Here is an 18,231-nt window from a genome sequence, read left to right as displayed (position 1 = left end):
TCTTAACTTGTCACTAAGTGCTGAACGACGCCGAAACGACTGCGCTCAAAAACTAAGCCTTCCCCTGTTTTTGAAGCGTATTTTTGTACGTGGCCGAGCATAATGTCGTGATCGCCTGCAGGGATAGATTCATGCAATTCACAATCAAACCATGCGATTGCACCTTCGATGATGGCTCGGCCACTAGGTGCCCTCACCACAGGCACACCTTCGAATCTCTGCTCGTGATCCCCTAAACAGAATTTCATTGCAAGGTCAGCTTGGTCAGCAGCAAGGATGCTTACTGTGTAACCATTAGACTCAACTATTGGTGCTTTGGTGCTCGACCCGTGGTTTAGACTCCAAAGCACCAAAGCTGGGTTAATAGAAACAGAGTTAAATGACGAGCATGTCAATCCATAATCAACATTGTTGTGTCGAGTTGTAATTACGGCCACTCCAGTAGCAAAACAAGATAACGCGTTTTTGTAGTCTTTACTCATGCAACTTCTTCTCCTGCTGCAGCTGTCCATAACTCAAACCAAGTTTCTCGGTCAATTTCCACTTTGAATGCGTCTGAAATCCGTTTGATTCGTTCAAGGTTATTAGTCCCTAGAACAGGTAGAATTTTTGCTGGATGTGCTAGTAACCAAGCGATCGCTACGGCTCCAATATCTACGTCGTGTTTTGACGCGATACTCTGCAATAGAGGCAACAATCGTGTAGCGGCAGGACTGTCACTAAAAAGAGCACCACCTGCTAAAGGTGACCACGCCATCGGAGGCGCACCAACCATTTGGCTATGAGCTAATGTACCATTGGTAAAACTTTCTCTTTGAAGTAAGTTAAGTTCTAGTTGGTTCGTTGTTAGTTTCGAAGACATCCCTGATTGTAATAGGTCCCAATCTGAGCGATTGAAATTTGATACACCGACAGCGTTAACCTTGCCCTGTGATACCAAGGTATCGAGTACTCGACCTGTCTCTAGGTGGTCCATAAATGGGTCCGGGCGGTGAATTAACAGTAAATCGATGTAATCCGTGTTCAAATTTTTGAGTGAGCGTTCAACGGAATGCATGATGTGCTGGTAAGATGTGTCGTAGTATTTAACGCGGCGAACTGGATACTTATCGGACAAAAGCATGATGTCGCATTTGGTTACAATCTGAATGTCTTGACGCAACGTCGGTGTTTTTGCGAGTTGCTGGCCAAAAACGCTCTCACATTCGTAATCTCCGTAGATGTCAGCATGGTCAAAGGTGGTGATTCCCTGTTCCAGACATGCATCAATTTTCGCACGGACATGTTTCGTCGATGTATCTTGGTCATCGGCTAAACGCCATGCTCCGTATATTAGTCGGCTAAAGGGCGCCAAATCAGGGTGTAAATGTATCTGTTCCATTACTTTCGCTCTCCTACTCCAAGCGGCGTAGCTGGTACTGAATTCGGAACACGACCATATTCATGAGGTAGTGAACACGTTTTTAACTCAGGAATAATTTTAGTGCCTACGATGTCGCACTCATCCTTGTGTGGGTACCCAGAGAAAATAAACGATCTGATACCCATTTTTTGGTAGCGCTCTATTTTGCTAAGGACCTGATCCACACTGCCAACAAGTGCCGCACCACAGCCTGAACGAGCGCGGCCAACACCAGTCCATAGATTAGGCTCTGTATATCCAAATTGGTCTGAGTTATTGCGCTGGTCGCTTTGCAACGAAACGCCAAGGCTCGTTGAATCTAGCGCGCGGTTTTTGATAGTCTGACCTATACCATCGTCTAATTTAGACACGATATACTCGGCGTATTCTTTTGCCTCTTGCTCTGTATCTCTTACAATCATGTGCACACGCAATCCGTAATCAAGCACTCGATTATGGCGTTCCGCTACTTCAGCGACATTTCTCATTCTTAACGCAATGTTGTCCTCAGTTTCTGGCCACATTAGGTAAACGTCACATTCTGATGCGCACAGTTCGATAGCATCAGGAGAGTATCCTCCGAAATAAAGCAGCGGACCTCCATTTTGCTGATAAGGACGCACAGGATCTGTCGATAACCCTTTGAGCTGATATATCTGACCGTCGTAGTTTATTTCATCTTGAGTCCAAGCTTGGCGCAGAATCTCTACGACTTCTTTGGACCGTTGGTAACGGTATTTACTGTCCTCTGATTGACCCGGAAAATCCGATGAGATGATGTTTAGGGTTAAACGTCCTTTCAAAATATGATCCAGAGTCGCAACGGTCCTGGCAAGCATCGCAGGGTGGAGCTCACCGCACCTTATTGCTGCTAGTAGGTTAATATTTTTAGTCAAAGGTGCGACAGCAGAGGCGAACGTTAGCGTATCTTGTCCTACCTGGTAAGACGATGGACAAAGAATATTACGGAATCCATGCTTGTCTGCATTCAACAAGATGTCACTGGTGTGCTCCCAGTTACTTCGGAGCGTGCCGTCGGGAACGCCCAAAAATTGATAGTCATCACTGCAGATTGGTGCAAACCAAGAAACCTCTAACGCATCTAAATCTTGGCTTTTAACTGGCACAACACTCATTGTTCTACTCCAATTGATAATTTTCTATCTTCTAATACCGCCCAAATTGGCGACACGAATCCTCGGGGATAAAGATTTTGTATGTGAATGAATAGTGAATCATTTGTAAATATTTATAATAGTGATACAATTATCAAAAGTAAATGATTGTTGTATCAATAGCGATTGAATTTTAACTAACTATATGTAATATTTAGGTTTATATATCAGGATGTGAATTTGACAAACCACATAAAGCCGAAAAGGCTACCCTTATTTATCCAAATTAGTGAATTGCTGAACCGAGAAATTGTTGCAGGACATTGGCTGCCCGGTGAGCGGCTACCTACTGAGGTTGAGTTAGCGAGGAAGCTTGGCGTTGCGGTTGGAACGTTGAGAAAAGCTTTGACTCAGTTGGAGAACGAGGGACTGGTTGAGAGAAGACAGGGCTCTGGGACTTACGTAAAAGTAGCGAGCTCGGGAGATACCATTTACCAATTTTTTCGTCTCGAATTATTGGATGGAGGTGGTATACCATCGGCCGATGTATTGTCGGTATCCAAATTATCGTCTCCGAATATAGCGGAAAAGCTAAATTTGACAAAACTTGATACTCCGTTGTGGCGTTTTCGCCGGTTGAGAAAATTAAATCAACGTCCAGTCGCTATCGAAGAGATATGGATCTCTTCAGAGCATCGAGAACACATAACTGCTAATGAGTTACATGAATCACTTTACTTCCATTACCGAGAAGAGTTTGGTTTCTGGATTTCTCGTATTCAAGACTTCATAACACTAGGGTATGTTCCAGATTGGACGGTAGATGCATTTCCCCTAGCAGAGGGCGCGTGCTGTGGAATGGTAGAACGTTTGGGGTGGTCCAATCATAACGTAGTTGAAGAGGTATCACTTACTTGGTTTGATCCGAAGGCGGCTAGATATGCGGCACGTTGGTCTTAGCTAGAACTATTACACTAGCTTCAAAATAATAGAAAGGGAGTTAGTCACTTATTCTTTATCTCATCTGCTATGTGTACGAGAAATATTAATTTTCAATATAGAAAAGGTAATAAACGATGCAATACGGATTATTAGGGTGCGGCATGATGGCGCAAGAGCATATTCGTAATATTCAGCTCTTAGAGGGCGCAGAGATAGTAGCATTAGCCGATCCAGATGAAATGATGTTGCAGGCTGCCAAACGATTAGCACCAACGGCGGAGACCTTCGTGAGTTTAGAGGCAATGTTAGCGAGTTCAAAATTGGATGCGTTAGTTATTGCTACGCCAAACTTTCAGCATGCTGACCAGTTACTTTATCTTATGGAGTCGACATCCATACCCATTTTGGTTGAAAAGCCTATTTGTACCAATTTAGACCATGTCCATCGTCTCAGGCTAGCAATTCAATCTCATCCTGCCCCTGTCTGGGTGGCAATGGAGTACCGATACATGCCGCCAGTACAAACACTGGTGCAAAAGCTAAATGAGAATGCTATAGGTAAGCCATGTATCATTTCTATCAAGGAGCACCGATTCCCGTTTTTAACCAAGGTGGGTAATTGGAATCGTTTCAACGATAAGACTGGTGGAACATTGGTGGAGAAGTGCTGTCATTTCTTTGATTTGATGCGCTTTCTAAGCAACAAAAATCCGGTACGTGTATTTGCTTCAGGTAGCCAAGCTGTGAACCATTTAGATGAGGTTTATCAAGGTCAAAGGTCTGACATTTTAGATAACGCTCTGGTGATAGTCGATTTTGATGATGGAACGCGAGCTCTGTTAGAGTTGTGTATGTTTGCTGAGGGGGCTCGTTATCAAGAAGAAATCAGCGTGGTTGGGGACAAAGGGAAACTTGAGTGTTTGATTCCTGGTCCGACACGCTTTTGGCCAACAGCTGAGCTTGGAGCCTCCCCGGTACCCAAAGTGATTATCAGTCCTCGGATACCAAAGGGACCAACTGAAATTGACGTACCGGTGGATTCCTCTTTATTGGAAGCTGGAGACCACAACGGGTCGACTTTTTATCAACATGAAAAATTTCTCCGAGCAGTAATGGGTAAACAGTCAGTTGAGGTCACTGTTGATGATGGTCTAAAAGCCGTCGTTCTCGGATTAGCAGCGCAGCAATCGATTGCTCGAGGTGAGGTGGTGGAGCTTTGTCAAGATGGATTCAGTTTTCTTTAGTCAACCTGAATTAGAAAGTTAGCTTCAAGTCGATAGATAAGTTTAGGTTGATGGCTCAATGGCTGCGGCAAGTAAGAAAGAGGTAGCGTTCGCTAAATGGTTAGTGTTCAGAAATTAATCAAAAAAAGTTGCCATGTGGCATATAGCCAGATTCAAACAACGAGTCAAAAACTGATGAGAGAACGTTGCTTGTAGATAGCAGCGTTCCTGTTCATCGACTACTTAGTTGACAGTGACATTTAGCGGGCAATGTCTAATACGTTATCTTTCACGCCATTGATTCTAAACCAGCCTGCGATACTAAAACGCTCGCGTTGGGTTGGCAGCACTTCGTGAGGGAACTGCTCGGAGAAGAACACAAACAAGCGACCTGATTTTGGTTTGATTCGTGTTAGCTCATTGTCATCTAAGTCGTAGACGACTAAATCACCGCCATCTTGCTCTGTCCATTCATCGTTCATGTAGAACACTGTCGTTAAACGGCGATTCTCATTACCACGAAAACAATCTAAGTGCTTTTGGTAGAAGTCACCTTTTTCATACTTGGCAAAGTGTGCCTCGTATTCAAATAAGCCCAAGAAAAAGTTTTGATTCGCAGCTTGGCGAATCACTTCCATTTTACTCAGAAACTGTTGTACTGGTTCCCCAAGATCGCTAGAGAGCCAACAGATTTTGTCGCTGCGAATGGCACTTTCGCGCATCACGTCGTCATTACGACCGATGCAGGCTTTTTTCCAGTTTTCAGGCAGGCAATCTTTAAGCGCATCTACTTGTTCAGGAGATAGAAAGTCATCCCAAATGTAATAGCCTTGAGAGTGTAAAGAATCGATAAGCTTTTGCATGACAAGTGCCACCCTAGTGTTATTTGAAACAGGAGGCGCTTTATAGGGAATTACTTCTTTAGGTTCAAATCTTGATTTTTGTCGTGACGATTGGTTTGTTTTTCTGTGGACTCAACGTCATTAGCATTGGCGAGGAAGTGGGTGTCTTTAGAGAAGTTAACCACATCCAAAAGTAGGCTGATACCGTATTGCTAGCGACAACTTCAATGCTGGATGGTTGTGCTATTGGTACCAGGTGGGTCTGACCTGTCAAAGTCGGTTTTCCTAGTCTATCGAGCGAGAGCACATCGACTTTCTATGTATGTGCATGGATAGCATACCGCGAGTGCAGTGCTAGCGATGAGAACTGGAACAATCGTGTTTCTAGACGAATTCATGTTCGCGCGACAATAATGAAAAAAGCGAGGAGACCCTCGCTTTTTCTTATTGGTTACTTGGCAACGTTGCCTGCTACGTTAAGGGCGTCCCATGTTCTTGCGAATGGAGGTGCGTAGCAGAAATCCAAATATCCTAATTGTTGTGTCGTCATTTTAGCAGTGATGGCGACAGCCAGTGCATTGATGCGTCCAACAGCCCCTTTCTTACCAATGATCTCGCCACCAAGTAGAATGTTGCTTGTCGGCTCGTACACCAGTTTAATTTTGATGTCTTCTTGTCCAGGGTAATAGTCGGTCTGGTTTTTATCTTGGATGGTTGATGTCTTAATTTCCAACCCGTGCTCTTTGGCCATCATCTCGGAAACGCCAGTACACGCCAGTTCGTAATCGAGAACTTTCAAGCAAGATGAACCTAAGAAGCCGTTTAAGTAAGTGTCCTTACCTGCTAAATGGTCGGCCATCATACGAGCCTGTTTGTTAGCGGTAGTCGCGAGAGGAACATAGACAGACTGACCTAGTGCCATATGGTGAGCAACAGCGCAGTCACCAACTGCATAAATGTGCTCATCGTTTGTGCTTCCAAACTCGTCAACTAATAGTGCGCCATTCGCCGCTTTTGGTAGATTGAACGCTTCGGTATTTGGTTTGAAACCAAGAGAAAGAATGACAATGTCTGCTTCAATATCACCGTTGTCAGTTGCGACGATATAGCTGCCATCTTGTGTATCGCGAATAGCGCTTACGCTGCAACCTGTCTTTAAGATTGCGCCAGATTCGCGCACGGCTGTTTCTACAACCTCAATCATTTCAGGGCTAAACTGACGGCTCATGATGGTATTTTCACGCTCAACGATAGTCACTTCTTTGCCTAGCATATGCGCCGCGTCGAACACTTCTAAACCAATGAACCCAGCACCAATAATACAAACTCGTTGCTTAGAGTTGTCTTTAAACGCTTCTTTTACCGCCAGACCATCTTCTTGACTCGTCAGCGTGTAGACATTTTCTGGATTGTATTCTCCAAATGGTGGCACGATTGGGCGAGCACCTGAGCAGATGATAAGCTTGTCGTAGCCCATCAGCGCATCTGTGCCATTTTGACGAACGCTGATCTGTTTTTCAGTCGTACTTAATGAGATCACTTCACTATTGAGACGAACGTCGAGTCCAGATGCGATTGCTTGTTCTGGCGTTCTTGAAATCATGCGTTCAGTGTCGTCAAAAAAGCCCCCTGCAAAATACGGAAGGCCACAGCCACCAAATGAGATGTAATCACGTTTTTCTATCACAATGACATCGTCACTTGGTTGATTTCGCTTATATTTTGCCGCAAAACTCATTCCAGCAGCGTTACCGCCAACCACTACAACTTTCATAACTATTACCTAAAATAAGACTGAAAAGAGCACCCTGTAGGGTGCTCGTATTATTACTATAAGACGTTAAACAATCGCTTCGCTTTCTTTTGTTGGCGTTGCTGTGCCTTCAGCGTTGTATTGTTCTAAGTCAAGTGTGCCATTTTTCTTCGCAGTGACGACACCAGACAACATTGAACCAGAGATGTTCAGTGCCGTACGTGCCATGTCGATTAGCGCTTCAATCGATACCAAGATAGCAACAACAGTGATGTCTAAGCCCATGATAGTCAGTACAGCAACCGCTGCAAAGGTTGCACCGCCACCAACACCTGCGATACCGAAAGAGGCAATGGCAATGACCGCGACAAGTTGGATGAGGAAGCTTAAGTCAACAGGCATACCCATGACTTGCGCTGCCATAATCGCCAGCATAGCTGGGTAGATACCTGCACAACCGTTTTGGCCAATACTGGTACCAAATGTCGCTGACATGTTTGCAGTTTCTTCGTCAACACCTAGGCGCTGTGTTTGCGTCTCTACGTTTAGAGGGATAGCAGCCATACTCGAACGCGAACCGAAACCAAACACAAGAACAGGCCATGACTTCTTCGCGAATTTCGCTGGCGATAGACCGAACATTGACACCATAACGAAGTGGATGACAAACATGACCGCAATAGCCACGTAGCTTGCGATTAGGAAGCGGCCCATTTCAGCAAGAGCGAACAGGTCGTTAGTCATCATGAACGTGGTCATCAGCGCAAATACACCGTATGGCGTTAGCTTCAAGATTTCACGAACCATGGATAGTACCACTTCTTTTGCCGCATTGATGAAATCAACAAAGCTCTGTACTTTCTCAGGCTTACGCTTTTTAACTTGTAGAATGCTATAGCCTAGGAACATACCAAACAGAACAGTCGATAGCGTTGATGTTCTTTGCGAGCCCGTTAGCATGTCAAAGATGTTTGCAGGAATGATAGACAATACTAGGCCTGAAAGACCGCTGCTTGCCATGGCATCTTGAGTCGCAATTAGGTTGTTACCACGTGCTTCTATCGCGCTGTTTGTGCCTATGGTGCTGACTAGTGCATTCGCATCGATTCCGAAGATATAGATGCTTGCGATACCAACGACTGCAGAAATTGCTACCGTGAAAATGAGAATACCGATAATTTTCGGAGCAATTTTAGAGAGGGCGCCACTGCCATCCACATTCATGATTGATGAGATCATCGCGACGAAGACGAGTGGGATAACAATCATTTGTAGAAGCTTGATGTAGCCTTTGCCGAAAATAGAAATGAATTCCGCAAAACCTGTCGTTGTTTCGTTACCAAACCCTAAGACCAACTGGATGGCACCACCAAACAACAGACCGGCGACCAACGCACTCAGTACTCGGAAGTTAAAGGTCTTCTTTTGCTTTTTAAAGTTTGCTAGGACGGCGTAAAATCCTAAAAACAAGACGCATAACGCTATAAATGTAAGACTCATGAGATACTCCTATTGTTCCCCATGGTTATTTCTTGTGAGCAATGGCTTCGATTTCAACCAAGGCATCTTTTGGTAATCTTGCTGCTTCAACACACGAACGAGCTGGTGCGTTTTCCGTCCCAAATACTTCGGTATAGACTTCGTTGAAAGCTGAGAAGTTTTCCATATCTGAGAGGAAACACGTGGTCTTAATCACGGTGTCCAGTCCTGCGCCGCTCTCTTCTAAAACCGCTTTAAGGTTTTCTAGAGACTGCTTAGCTTGTTCTTTGATTCCACCTTCTACAAATTGCATCGTTTCTGGGACAAGAGGTAATTGTCCAGAGGTATACACTACGTCGCCGTAAATGGTACCTTGAGAGTAAGGACCGATTGCTGCTGGCGCTTTTTCTGTGGCGATAATTTGTTTCACTGTAAACTCCTGATTATTAATTTTATTCAGATTTAAATTCTCGGATGAACTTGTAAACCGCCTGTCGACTGATTCCAAGTTGCTCAGATACTTGTGTCGTCGTTTCCTTTAATTCAAAGATGCCGTTGTCAAACAAACAGCGCGTAATCGCTTTATTTCTACCTTTTGTGGTAATCGCACTGTTTTGGTCAACTTCAGCGATGGCCGCAGTCAGCGCTTGGGCGATGACGTCATTGGCATTGTTACTAAAGTTCTCGTGGACTAATGTCTGTGAGTTTGAGCACTGAGGCATCAAGGTTTTGATGATCTCTGGGAAAGGGAACGATAAATTCATGTTGATGCAAAGCATCCCAATGGCCTTATTATTTGGACCTGCTAAAACGCACGTCGTTGATTTTAATAACGAACCATCGGCGGCATTGGTGAAGTAACTTTTAGGAGAAACTTCTCCGGTTTCTTCAAAAGCACGCCACATTCGTAAACCTAAATCGGTAATCGGTGAGCCAATTTTTCGACCTGTATGATGACCATTGACGATTTTAACGACAGCATTTTCTAAGCTCTCAAAAGAGTGGATGACGACTTCACAATGTGGACCGATTAGGTCTGCGATGGTGTCAGCAACTCTGAAATAATTGGCTAATGCCGCTCTATCTTCTGCGCTAAAAGGCACTTGTTTAACGTTCATACTCGGTTTACATTTTTTAACTTTATGACTTAAATCTACTCCTTTTAGGATAGTTGAGCAACTGTGAAGTAAACTAATGTAAACCTAAAGATGAGGTGGATAAGTGTTTTTTTAACCGATATTTAACAACAAATTCGCCTAAAATACGAACAGGATCACGATCGGTGAGATGTTTGGTTTTAAAATCTTAAACTATATCAAAGTTTACTATTTTAAATTCAATGAATACTAAATGCAGGTTTATTGACTAGGCTCAATTTTAGTGAAGCTAGACAAGCATCCTACTCAGAACAGAGTGAGTAGGATGCTTATTATTTACTGACTCAGTTGAGAAAACCTCGGCAAACTCTTAGCAAACCGCTGGTGGACATCCAAGTAAGTTTGCATGTAGATATCGTCGATACTATCGTCACATGGGAAGCTAGACGAGAAGTCGATATGTTTACGATCAATGGACAGTTTGGCTGCCTCGATAATGTGTGCAATGAACATGCGAGGGTCTTCCAAACCAACGGAGATTCGCATTGTGGTTGGTTTGATACCGGCTTCATTTAGCGCGTCGTCACTAAGCTCAGAGTGGGTCGTTAGGGCTGGGCACAGAGCAACCGTGTTGGTTTGTCCAAGACTTACTTGCATGCCAATTGCCGGTTCGAGCATATCGAAGAACTGTTTGAATCCATCACGATTGATGGGGGCACGATGGCCGTTGCCTTCCATGTCGATAGTGAACAACGCTGCAGGTAAGCCTAAGTACATGTTGTTCTTACAGTGCTGGTAGTTATCACTGTCAGGTAGAGCAGGGCAGGACACATTGATGTCAGGGTGAGCATCAAAGATTTTTGCGAGAGTGAGGGTGTTGATGGTTTTTTGCACCACACGCATCTCGTAGGTTTTCATGCCATTGAGTACTTCAAATGCTTTATCTGCATCTAAGAATGCGCCTTTAATGTAGTACACATTCCAAAAGAGCGTCTCGTTCCATGGAATGGTGACTTCGTCGCCGTTGGGCTTGCTAAAGGTGACCTCTTCTCCTTTTGGTACAAACATGGTTTCGTTACGACCGATGACGACCCCAGCAGTTGTGGTACCTGAACCCGCTAGTTCTTTGGTGTAGGAGTGAATAACGAAATCAGGTCGTTCCATCACGTCATCGCGTTTCAGTACTGGGTGCAGGAGTGGTGTACCAACGGTTGAATCCACGATAATGTCCCAACCACGAAGATGTGCCGCTTTACTAATATTGGCTACATCTAGAACGTATCCATGCGGGTTACATGGCGACTCTAGATAGACATAGATTTTCTTACCAGCGGCTAAGCGGTCAGCATATTTCTCGGCGACTTCGTCAAGGCGAGCTGCAAACTCGCTGCCGGAGTAGCCATCTACCCATTCGACCGCGATGTTTAGGTTAGAAGGCTTACCAAACCAATCTTCTAACAGTTGATAGGAGCCGCCGTAGATATTGCGTGAGGCTAGGACAATGTCTTCGTGTCCAAGTAAATGACTCAGTAATCCGTCAATTGCCGCCATGCCTGAGTTAAAGTTCCATGCAAGGTATTCGTTGGCTCTTGAACCTGCCTCAAGGTCAACCATGTGGTTAGCCAGTGAAATCGATGTTGGGTTGAGGAGTCGAGAGTAAATATCGTGTAACGGCTCTTTACCGTTAAAGGCGTCTTCTATCCACTCCGTACATGCAAACAAATAGGTTGCGGTGCGCGTAATCACAGGACTGGCTGAGAAGATAGCGGCAACATTATCAAAGATAGGGTAAGCACCCTTAGAGGCAAAGTTGCCATTGTTGGTCGCGATGGATTGGTAGGTTGTGCGCATGGGGTTTTGCAAATTGTCGAGGATCTTCGCAATCTGAAATGACAAAAAACGTTTAGCGTTGAACCAAGCAATTCGGTCACTTTTATCGAGCTCTGAAAGTCCATCAACGGTCAATGCCCAGAGGTCATGCGTTTTCGTGTTGGCTTTGTAGAGTGTTGTCGCCAGCTCTATCAGCGTGGTGCCGTATTCACTGTTTGGGTCGATGCCAAAGTGTTTCGCTTGCTCAATGGCAAGAGCTTCTGCTTGTTCGTGTTTGGTTGTTTTACGCAGCGGGCTAAGTTGAGTTGAGGTATTCATAATTCCATCCTTTATTGTACCTCCTGTAATTTTAGTGTTATAAAAATGTTAAAGATTGCGATTTGAGAAGTAAGTTAGCTTCACTGAGCAATAAAATTGCGTGAAATTATTAATAATTAATGGAATATGCCAATGGATGAGATCGACAAAAGAATACTGGCTGAGTTACAAAGCAATGCGCGTTTAACTAATCAAGAGTTGGCTGATCGAGTGGCGTTGTCTCCGTCTCCTTGCTTGCGCCGCGTTCGGTCATTGGAGAAACAAGGGGTAATTCGAGGTTATCATGCCAGTGTTGATCAAGAAGCCTGCGGGTTACCGATTAATGTGTTTGTATTGGTGAAACTTGAAAAGCCGACCGAAGAGAACATGCAAGATTTCGAGCATCACATTGAAATGATTGATGAAGTGTTGGAATGTTTTTTGATGACGGGTAACCACGATTACCTATTACATGTGGTCAGCGAGTCACTGAAAAGCTACGAGCAGTTTATACGCAAGCAACTCACGCGCTTGCCAAATATTGCCTCGATCGAATCAAGCTTCGCCTTCGGGCAAGTCAAAGTGAAGACGAAGTTACCGGTGAGATAAACCATCGTTGTTTTTTAAGTAGCCGTCATCCTCACAAAAGAGAGGATCTCCTGCCTAGTTTAGGTGATTGAAAATATTAGAATAAAACTCGAAAATCAGCTTCGCAAGGCATTGAATTCGCCCCTTTTCAGGGATGACAGTAATTTTTAGGAATGGCTCGAATCACGAAAAGGTCAACGCGTTTCGTAAGTGATTTGCTTACTTACGTTCTTTAAATGAACCCCAACGCGATTAAATTCATTTAGGAGCGTTGTTATGACATGCTGTTGGCCGTCTCCCATTAAAAAGTTTGTTCTATTTAGTTTGGTTTCGAATACGCAGGTAATTTTTAAACTCTGCGGGAAAGATGAGAATTCAACCCTATGGGTTACCCAAATAAAACCATCGTACCCTTTAAGGGTATCCTCACAAACTTTGGTTAACACTTCTCTAATCAGTTTATCGATTTTCTTATCGGATTTTCGCATCAACAAAATGTCCTATTTGTAGGGGATGAGTAACGATAACGACAGATTAAGCGATCCAATATTAGAAAATAAATTGTCACACACAAAAGAGTTGGCTATTTGGTTATACATGCACCAACCTGATATCTAGGTTGAGACTTGTTCAACAGTTGGGGTTTAACATTGGCTGAGCAATGCTTGATCCTTGTTTGTGTCGAGTCAACTATCGTTGCTTATACTGAGTTGGACAATAACCTCTAGTGACGTCTGAATTTCGTAGATACTTGTGCTTTGTGTTGCGACCTGAAACTCGCTCACGCCATAATTTGAAGCTACTTGATTTAAGCCGCCTACGCATAAGCTGAATAACTTCAGATTCACTCAAACCAAATTGAAATTCTATCGCTTCAAAGGGAGTGCGATCTTCCCATGCCATTTCGATTATTCTTGATTCAGATTCCAAGCTCAGTTTCATTTCGAATTACCTATTTTTAGAACGAAATTTCTACGTTCAAATCTGTGCCTTAGTTCAAAAGGCTGTCATATACCTAAAGCTTATTGGATGGATTTATTCCGGCGTTACACGCGACCAACTATAACGCTAATCATAGGTTCATTCAAAGATCCTGCGATGGCATGAATATTATCAGCTATGTCATCGACCATAAGTAACACAGGTTTTTCCTGATTGTCTGTATGCATAAGTACTAGTCCTTGTACCAAAAATGCAGTGATAAGGCTTTTAAGGATAGACAGGTTTTTTTATGAGTCACAAACAATTAGCGCACTATGAGAACGATCTCGCACTCAGGTTTAATGAAACGATTGGCATAATCTTGTGGATACTCAGAGCCTTTCTCTGACGACGTGTGAGGATTATTGATTTGTAAAAATGCGCAGTCAGGCCAAAAATTAACCAATAAACAACGGGCGATTATTTGAGGACGAGAGCATGGGTAGCGTATTTCACCGACATTGTTCGGAGACTTTGCCAACAGTGAGCTTTGGTGAAGGCGTGTATTTGGTCGATTCAGAAGGTCGATATTATTTAGATGGCTGCGGAGGGGCGGCAGTCTCTAACCTCGGTCATAACCATCCGCGAATAAAGGCGGCAATTCAAGCTCAATTAGAGACGATTGCCTATGCTCATACAGGGTTCTTCACCAGTGAAAGCAGTGAAAAGTTAGCAGAGCGAATCGTGTCGTTAGCCCCACACTCTTTGCAGCATGTGTATTTTGTTAGCGGTGGCTCAGAAGCGGTGGAAGCCGCGCTTAAGATGGCGCGCCAGTATTATGTTGAGCGTGGCATGGTGTCCAAAACGGAATTTATCGCACGTCGACAAAGTTACCATGGAAATACATTAGGCGCGCTTGCTGTAGGCGGCAATGAGTGGCGGCGTGAAGCCTTTAGGCCCTTACTTTCCACTGCTCATCATATTGCACCGTGTTACGCCTATCGCGATCAATTGGTGTCGGAAACCGAAGGTCAATATAGTCAGCGCATGGCTAATGAACTTGAAGCAAAAATACTCGAACTTGGTGCGGAAAATGTGATGGCGTTTGTTGCCGAGCCCGTTGTCGGAGCCACCGCAGGAGCCGTACCTGCGACTCAAGGTTATTTGCAGCGAGTAAGAGAGATTTGTGATCAATACGATGTATTGTTGATTTTGGATGAAGTGATGTGTGGGGTGGGGCGAACGGGAACGTTCTTCGCCTTTGAACAAGACCAAGTTACGCCTGATATGGTGACGATGGCGAAAGGTTTAGGCGCTGGTTATCAACCGATTGGAGCCGTGCTTGTCCATGAAAAAATTTATCAAGAGATGGCTAATGGCACGGGCTTTTTCCAACATGGTCACACTTTCATGGGGCATCCAATGGCGTGTGCGGCGGCTCTGGCGACAGTAGAAACCATCATAGAAGATGACTTGCTTACGCAGGTAGTTGCGAAAGGGTGCAGACTAAAACAAAAGCTGTCTGACGAGTTGCAGAGTCTTGATATGGTTGGCGATATTCGCGGTAGGGGATTGTTTATTGGTATTGAATTGGTTTCCAACAAACGTTCAAAAGCTCCACTTGCTATCCAAACTCAAGCGCACAAATGGATTAAGTCGTTGGCGATGGAGAATGGTTTAATGTGTTACCCAATGGCAGGAACCATCGATGGTGTCCATGGTCACCATATTTTGCTTGCGCCTCCATTTATCATCAGCGAGATAGAAATGGATGAACTGGTGGGTAAACTAAAAAAGACCTTAGTCGTTGCTCAACAAAAATGGGCCACCTATGAGTAACCTTAAAATGCCGCATCAAGCGGCCATTATCGTCGCTCCCAATGGCGCCAGAAAAACGCAACAAGACCACCCTGCTCTACCTGTTACACGTCAAGAGAGCATTCTAGAGGTAATGGCTTGTCGAGACGCAGGCGCGGCAATGGTGCATCTACATGCGCGCAATGCAAAAGGACGACACTCGTTAGACATTGCAGACAACTTGCCATTATATAACCAGCTTAAAGAGGCGGTTGGAGACAGCATTATTGTGCAATTGACGACAGAAGCGGTAGGTCTATATCAGCCCAAGCATCAAAGGCAATTAATCCGAGCGGTTAAACCAGAAGCCGCGTCATTTGCGCTGTGTGAACTCATTCCTAATGATGAAAGTCTGAGTGAATCGGCGGATTTTTTTCATTGGGTGGCCCAGCAAGGCATCATCTCTCAGTACATTATTTACAGTCCAGCGGAGCTGGATCGCTATTTCAGACTCGTGGATCAACATGTCCTGCCTGATTATGGTCATCACTTATTGTTGGTTCTAGGACGATATACAAAAGGGCAAATTGCCACCCCTCACGACCTTACTCCATTCCTTAATTGTCGATTATTTGAACTGCGTCACCGTTGGGCGGTGTGTGCGTTTGGCCAATTTGAACACAATTGTTTGACCACTGCTATGCTTATGGGGGCAGATGTTCGAGTTGGATTTGAAAATAATCATTTTGACAATCAAGGCGCTATTGCTAAAAGCAATGCTGCTTTAGTGAGCCAACTCTGTCAGACGTCAGCGACACTCAATATTGAACTAATGAGTGCACAAAAATTTAGAAACAGTCTTGCCAATTACCAGTAATCACGGAGTTTACTGGTTTTTCAACTCTACAACAGGAAGGAACAACTATGAACAAACTTAGAACCATGCTAACGGTGACTGCCGCGTGTCTCACGATGGGAGGCGCGACGCTTGCGCAGGCAGAAGATCGATTTGTGACTATCGGTACTGGTGGAGTAACTGGGGTTTATTATCCAACTGGTGGTGCTATTTGTCGCCTAGTAAACAAGAACCGAGCTGAATTTGGTGTGCGTTGTTCGGTAGAAAGTACCGGTGGTTCTATTTACAACATCAATACCATTAGAGCGGGTGAACTTGATTTGGGTATCGCACAGTCGGATTGGCAGTATCATGCGTACAACGGCACCAGTAAGTTTGCAGACGCTGGTCCTTATAAAGATCTTAGAGCATTATTTTCGGTTCACCCCGAACCGTTTACTGTCGTAGCGCGTGCCGACTCTGGTATCAAGAGTTTCGAAGATCTTAAAGGTAAGAGAGTCAATATAGGTAACCCGGGTTCTGGTCAGCGGGGTACGATGGAAGTATTAATGGACAAATATGAGTGGGATGATGGCGTATTTAAGCTGACTTCTGAGCTTAAAGCATCAGAGCAGTCTAAGGCACTGTGTGATAATAAGATTGACGCGATGATATACACCGTTGGGCATCCCAGTGGAGCGATAAAGGAAGCGACGACGTCTTGTGATAGTCGCATTGTGTCGGTAACCGGACCTGTTGTTGATAAATTGGTTGAAGATAATAGCTTCTACCGTAAAGCGACGGTTCCGGGTGGTATGTACAACGGGAATCCGGACGACGTCGAGACGTTTGGCGTCGGCGCAACATTTGTTACGTCTACTGACGTACCCGATGATGTCGCCTATGCCATCGTTAAGTCAGTCTTTGAAAATTTTGATGACTTTAAACGCCTTCACCCTGCTTTCGCCAATCTGAAAAAAGAAGAAATGATCAAAGATGGTCTGTCTGCGCCTCTTCATCCGGGGGCTGTGAAATACTACAAAGAAGTCGGTCTAATGGACTAAATCACTTAGCTGGTCACAACACCTTTTGAAGCCCAGCAATATCACGCTGGGCTTTTTATTGTTGTTTGAACCATTTGGTTGTCACCGCTGCGTTATTTGATGCCGCGACGATGAATATCGGAGATGCTGATGACGCCAATACAATCGTCGTGGTCATTGACAACGGGTAGTGCTGAAATCGCATGATCAAGCATGAGGTTCAAGGCATCGTAGGCTTTGACGCTTATATGAGTCTGCTTACCGTGGGTGGTCATATATTGCTCAACACAATCGGATAGAACCGCACCATTAGCCAGTGCTCGTCTTAAATCACCGTCTGTAAAGACGCCGATAAGAGTGGCTTGGCGGCAGATGGCAATCAATCCTTTGCCACTCTCACACAATACACTTATCGCCTCTGCTAAGCTCTGTTCAGGTTGGCAAATAGCTCGATGTTCAAATTCTGAAATCACATTGCCTACTGTAGTTAGAAGTTTCGCTCCCAGCGCCCCCGCAGGATGAGACTGTGCAAAATCAATACTATCGAATTTACGAATTTTCATCGCGGTAATGGCTAACGCATCGCCCATGATCAAGGTGTTGACTGCACTTGATGTTGGCGCGAGGCCTAATGGGCAAGCTTCACTATCTATGGCGATGTTAACGACGCAGTCACTATTTTGAGCTAGGTGAGATGAGGTATTGCCAGTCATGCCAATAATAGAAATCCCGCGCTCTTTTAAGATGGGAAGCATGGTTTTAAATTCAGTCATTAGTGTGACTGCAGTCATTAGTGTGACTGCTGTGATTACCGAGGGAGGTTGACGGTCTAATTACCGAAGGACTCTGTCATAGTATTATTAATAGTAGTCAACCTTGACAGTTCTGCTCTTATTCGATAATTGATGCCTCGGCACGAGCTTGCCGTAACTCTCTTGTATTCAGCTTTTCTTCAAGCCAGATGCTCCTTACTGTTGAGTGACTAATCGAGATGTTAAATCGCTTTCTCATCTCACCACTGATCCTGATCGATGTTAGATGAGGTAATTTGAGCGTTAATGAGATGA

The 18,231-nt window shown here is 44.4% G+C and carries 18 protein-coding genes; 6 read left to right on the top strand and 12 right to left on the bottom strand.

The features are described from left to right. Nucleotides 1-2: 2 nt before the first annotated feature. Genes VTH8203_RS18410 through VTH8203_RS18400 form a run of 3 tightly spaced genes read right to left on the bottom strand, consistent with a single transcriptional unit; the run spans nucleotide 3 to nucleotide 2,538 of the window. Nucleotides 3-482: a flavin reductase family protein gene (locus VTH8203_RS18410; protein ID WP_096994943.1), complete on the bottom strand. Its 480-nt coding sequence runs from the start codon at nucleotides 480-482 to the stop codon at nucleotides 3-5. Then, the gene (locus VTH8203_RS18405) at nucleotides 479-1,381 is read right to left on the bottom strand and encodes an aldo/keto reductase (RefSeq protein ID WP_096994942.1); all 903 of its coding nucleotides are present in this window, start codon (nucleotides 1,379-1,381) and stop codon (nucleotides 479-481) included. Before VTH8203_RS18405 ends, VTH8203_RS18410 begins: the two co-directional genes overlap by 4 nt. Then, a complete protein-coding gene (locus VTH8203_RS18400) occupies nucleotides 1,381-2,538 on the bottom strand; it encodes an LLM class flavin-dependent oxidoreductase (protein WP_096994941.1) in 1,158 nt (385 codons plus the stop codon). The genes VTH8203_RS18405 and VTH8203_RS18400 overlap by 1 nt, the downstream gene beginning before the upstream one ends. Nucleotides 2,539-2,757: 219 nt before the next feature. Here VTH8203_RS18400 and VTH8203_RS18395 point away from each other — a divergent pair, with 219 nt between their 5' ends. Together VTH8203_RS18395 and VTH8203_RS18390 are read left to right on the top strand one after the other, a co-directional pair. Then, on the top strand, nucleotides 2,758-3,477 hold the full coding sequence (locus VTH8203_RS18395; RefSeq protein ID WP_244181256.1) for a GntR family transcriptional regulator: 720 nt from the start codon (nucleotides 2,758-2,760) through the stop codon (nucleotides 3,475-3,477). A 116-nt stretch (nucleotides 3,478-3,593) separates the two neighbouring features. Further along, the gene (locus VTH8203_RS18390; protein WP_096994940.1) at nucleotides 3,594-4,703 is read left to right on the top strand and encodes a Gfo/Idh/MocA family protein; all 1,110 of its coding nucleotides are present in this window, start codon (nucleotides 3,594-3,596) and stop codon (nucleotides 4,701-4,703) included. Between the two features lie 239 nt (nucleotides 4,704-4,942). On the opposite strand, the gene VTH8203_RS18385 is transcribed toward VTH8203_RS18390, so the two are convergent. From VTH8203_RS18385 to VTH8203_RS18360, 6 genes are all read right to left on the bottom strand, one after another. Then, nucleotides 4,943-5,545, bottom strand: coding sequence for a 2OG-Fe(II) oxygenase (locus VTH8203_RS18385; protein WP_096994939.1), 603 nt, complete (start codon nucleotides 5,543-5,545; stop codon nucleotides 4,943-4,945). 430 nt (nucleotides 5,546-5,975) lie between these two features. Next, entirely contained in the window at nucleotides 5,976-7,298 is a 1,323-nt protein-coding gene (locus VTH8203_RS18380; RefSeq protein ID WP_096994938.1) for a CoA-disulfide reductase, read from the bottom strand. 66 nt (nucleotides 7,299-7,364) lie between these two features. Next, nucleotides 7,365-8,777, bottom strand: coding sequence for a cation:dicarboxylate symporter family transporter (locus VTH8203_RS18375; RefSeq protein WP_096994937.1), 1,413 nt, complete (start codon nucleotides 8,775-8,777; stop codon nucleotides 7,365-7,367). Nucleotides 8,778-8,802: 25 nt separating this feature from the next. Further along, entirely contained in the window at nucleotides 8,803-9,186 is a 384-nt protein-coding gene (locus VTH8203_RS18370) for a RidA family protein (RefSeq protein ID WP_096994936.1), read from the bottom strand. A gap of 22 nt (nucleotides 9,187-9,208) precedes the next feature. Next, nucleotides 9,209-9,874 (bottom strand): helix-turn-helix transcriptional regulator, encoded by a 666-nt coding sequence (locus tag VTH8203_RS18365; protein WP_096994935.1) that lies wholly within the window; start codon nucleotides 9,872-9,874, stop codon nucleotides 9,209-9,211. 315 nt (nucleotides 9,875-10,189) lie between these two features. Continuing rightward, nucleotides 10,190-12,001, bottom strand: a complete 1,812-nt coding sequence (locus tag VTH8203_RS18360; protein WP_096994934.1) for a PLP-dependent transferase — start codon at nucleotides 11,999-12,001, stop codon at nucleotides 10,190-10,192. Between the two features lie 132 nt (nucleotides 12,002-12,133). Here VTH8203_RS18360 and VTH8203_RS18355 point away from each other — a divergent pair, with 132 nt between their 5' ends. After that, nucleotides 12,134-12,589 (top strand): Lrp/AsnC family transcriptional regulator, encoded by a 456-nt coding sequence (locus VTH8203_RS18355; RefSeq protein WP_096994933.1) that lies wholly within the window; start codon nucleotides 12,134-12,136, stop codon nucleotides 12,587-12,589. 173 nt (nucleotides 12,590-12,762) lie between these two features. Here VTH8203_RS18355 and VTH8203_RS25155 read toward each other — a convergent pair whose 3' ends face one another. Further along, entirely contained in the window at nucleotides 12,763-13,056 is a 294-nt protein-coding gene (locus VTH8203_RS25155) for a Fis family transcriptional regulator (protein ID WP_096994932.1), read from the bottom strand. A 202-nt stretch (nucleotides 13,057-13,258) separates the two neighbouring features. Next, nucleotides 13,259-13,510 carry a TIGR03643 family protein gene (locus VTH8203_RS18345; protein ID WP_096994931.1) on the bottom strand — a complete coding sequence of 84 codons (252 nt, stop codon included), beginning with the start codon at nucleotides 13,508-13,510 and terminating at the stop codon, nucleotides 13,259-13,261. Nucleotides 13,511-13,987: 477 nt separating this feature from the next. On the opposite strand from VTH8203_RS18345, the gene VTH8203_RS18340 reads away from it, so the two are divergent. From VTH8203_RS18340 to VTH8203_RS18330, 3 genes are read left to right on the top strand one after another with little or no spacing between them, the layout of a single operon-like run. After that, nucleotides 13,988-15,328: an aspartate aminotransferase family protein gene (locus VTH8203_RS18340; RefSeq protein WP_096994930.1), complete on the top strand. Its 1,341-nt coding sequence runs from the start codon at nucleotides 13,988-13,990 to the stop codon at nucleotides 15,326-15,328. Then, nucleotides 15,321-16,163 carry a beta-keto acid cleavage family enzyme gene (locus VTH8203_RS18335; protein WP_096994929.1) on the top strand — a complete coding sequence of 281 codons (843 nt, stop codon included), beginning with the start codon at nucleotides 15,321-15,323 and terminating at the stop codon, nucleotides 16,161-16,163. Before VTH8203_RS18340 ends, VTH8203_RS18335 begins: the two co-directional genes overlap by 8 nt. A 47-nt stretch (nucleotides 16,164-16,210) precedes the next feature. Continuing rightward, a complete protein-coding gene (locus tag VTH8203_RS18330; protein WP_096994928.1) occupies nucleotides 16,211-17,185 on the top strand; it encodes a TAXI family TRAP transporter solute-binding subunit in 975 nt (324 codons plus the stop codon). Nucleotides 17,186-17,277: 92 nt separating this feature from the next. On the opposite strand, the gene VTH8203_RS18325 is transcribed toward VTH8203_RS18330, so the two are convergent. Next, nucleotides 17,278-17,955 carry a CBS domain-containing protein gene (locus tag VTH8203_RS18325; RefSeq protein ID WP_244181255.1) on the bottom strand — a complete coding sequence of 226 codons (678 nt, stop codon included), beginning with the start codon at nucleotides 17,953-17,955 and terminating at the stop codon, nucleotides 17,278-17,280. Between the last annotated feature and the right edge of the window lie 276 nt (nucleotides 17,956-18,231).

The organism is Vibrio thalassae, from assembly GCF_900089835.1.
Classification (GTDB): Bacteria; Pseudomonadota; Gammaproteobacteria; order Enterobacterales; family Vibrionaceae; genus Vibrio; species Vibrio thalassae.
The sequence above is the reverse complement of the archived record's forward strand: the minus strand, read 5'-3'. Positions and strand labels throughout refer to the sequence as shown.

Coding starts and splice junctions, on each gene's coding strand:
- VTH8203_RS18385 (WP_096994939.1), bottom strand. CDS start 5,545: ATGCAAAAGCTTATCGATTCTTTACACTCTCAAGGCTATTACATTTGG.
- VTH8203_RS18360 (WP_096994934.1), bottom strand. CDS start 12,001: ATGAATACCTCAACTCAACTTAGCCCGCTGCGTAAAACAACCAAACAC.
- VTH8203_RS18335 (WP_096994929.1), top strand. CDS start 15,321: ATGAGTAACCTTAAAATGCCGCATCAAGCGGCCATTATCGTCGCTCCC.
- VTH8203_RS18410 (WP_096994943.1), bottom strand. CDS start 482: ATGAGTAAAGACTACAAAAACGCGTTATCTTGTTTTGCTACTGGAGTG.
- VTH8203_RS25155 (WP_096994932.1), bottom strand. CDS start 13,056: ATGCGAAAATCCGATAAGAAAATCGATAAACTGATTAGAGAAGTGTTA.
- VTH8203_RS18375 (WP_096994937.1), bottom strand. CDS start 8,777: ATGAGTCTTACATTTATAGCGTTATGCGTCTTGTTTTTAGGATTTTAC.
- VTH8203_RS18405 (WP_096994942.1), bottom strand. CDS start 1,381: ATGGAACAGATACATTTACACCCTGATTTGGCGCCCTTTAGCCGACTA.
- VTH8203_RS18380 (WP_096994938.1), bottom strand. CDS start 7,298: ATGAAAGTTGTAGTGGTTGGCGGTAACGCTGCTGGAATGAGTTTTGCG.
- VTH8203_RS18355 (WP_096994933.1), top strand. CDS start 12,134: ATGGATGAGATCGACAAAAGAATACTGGCTGAGTTACAAAGCAATGCG.
- VTH8203_RS18325 (WP_244181255.1), bottom strand. CDS start 17,955: ATGACTGCAGTCACACTAATGACTGAATTTAAAACCATGCTTCCCATC.
- VTH8203_RS18390 (WP_096994940.1), top strand. CDS start 3,594: ATGCAATACGGATTATTAGGGTGCGGCATGATGGCGCAAGAGCATATT.
- VTH8203_RS18330 (WP_096994928.1), top strand. CDS start 16,211: ATGAACAAACTTAGAACCATGCTAACGGTGACTGCCGCGTGTCTCACG.
- VTH8203_RS18340 (WP_096994930.1), top strand. CDS start 13,988: ATGGGTAGCGTATTTCACCGACATTGTTCGGAGACTTTGCCAACAGTG.
- VTH8203_RS18365 (WP_096994935.1), bottom strand. CDS start 9,874: ATGAACGTTAAACAAGTGCCTTTTAGCGCAGAAGATAGAGCGGCATTA.
- VTH8203_RS18400 (WP_096994941.1), bottom strand. CDS start 2,538: ATGAGTGTTGTGCCAGTTAAAAGCCAAGATTTAGATGCGTTAGAGGTT.
- VTH8203_RS18345 (WP_096994931.1), bottom strand. CDS start 13,510: ATGAAACTGAGCTTGGAATCTGAATCAAGAATAATCGAAATGGCATGG.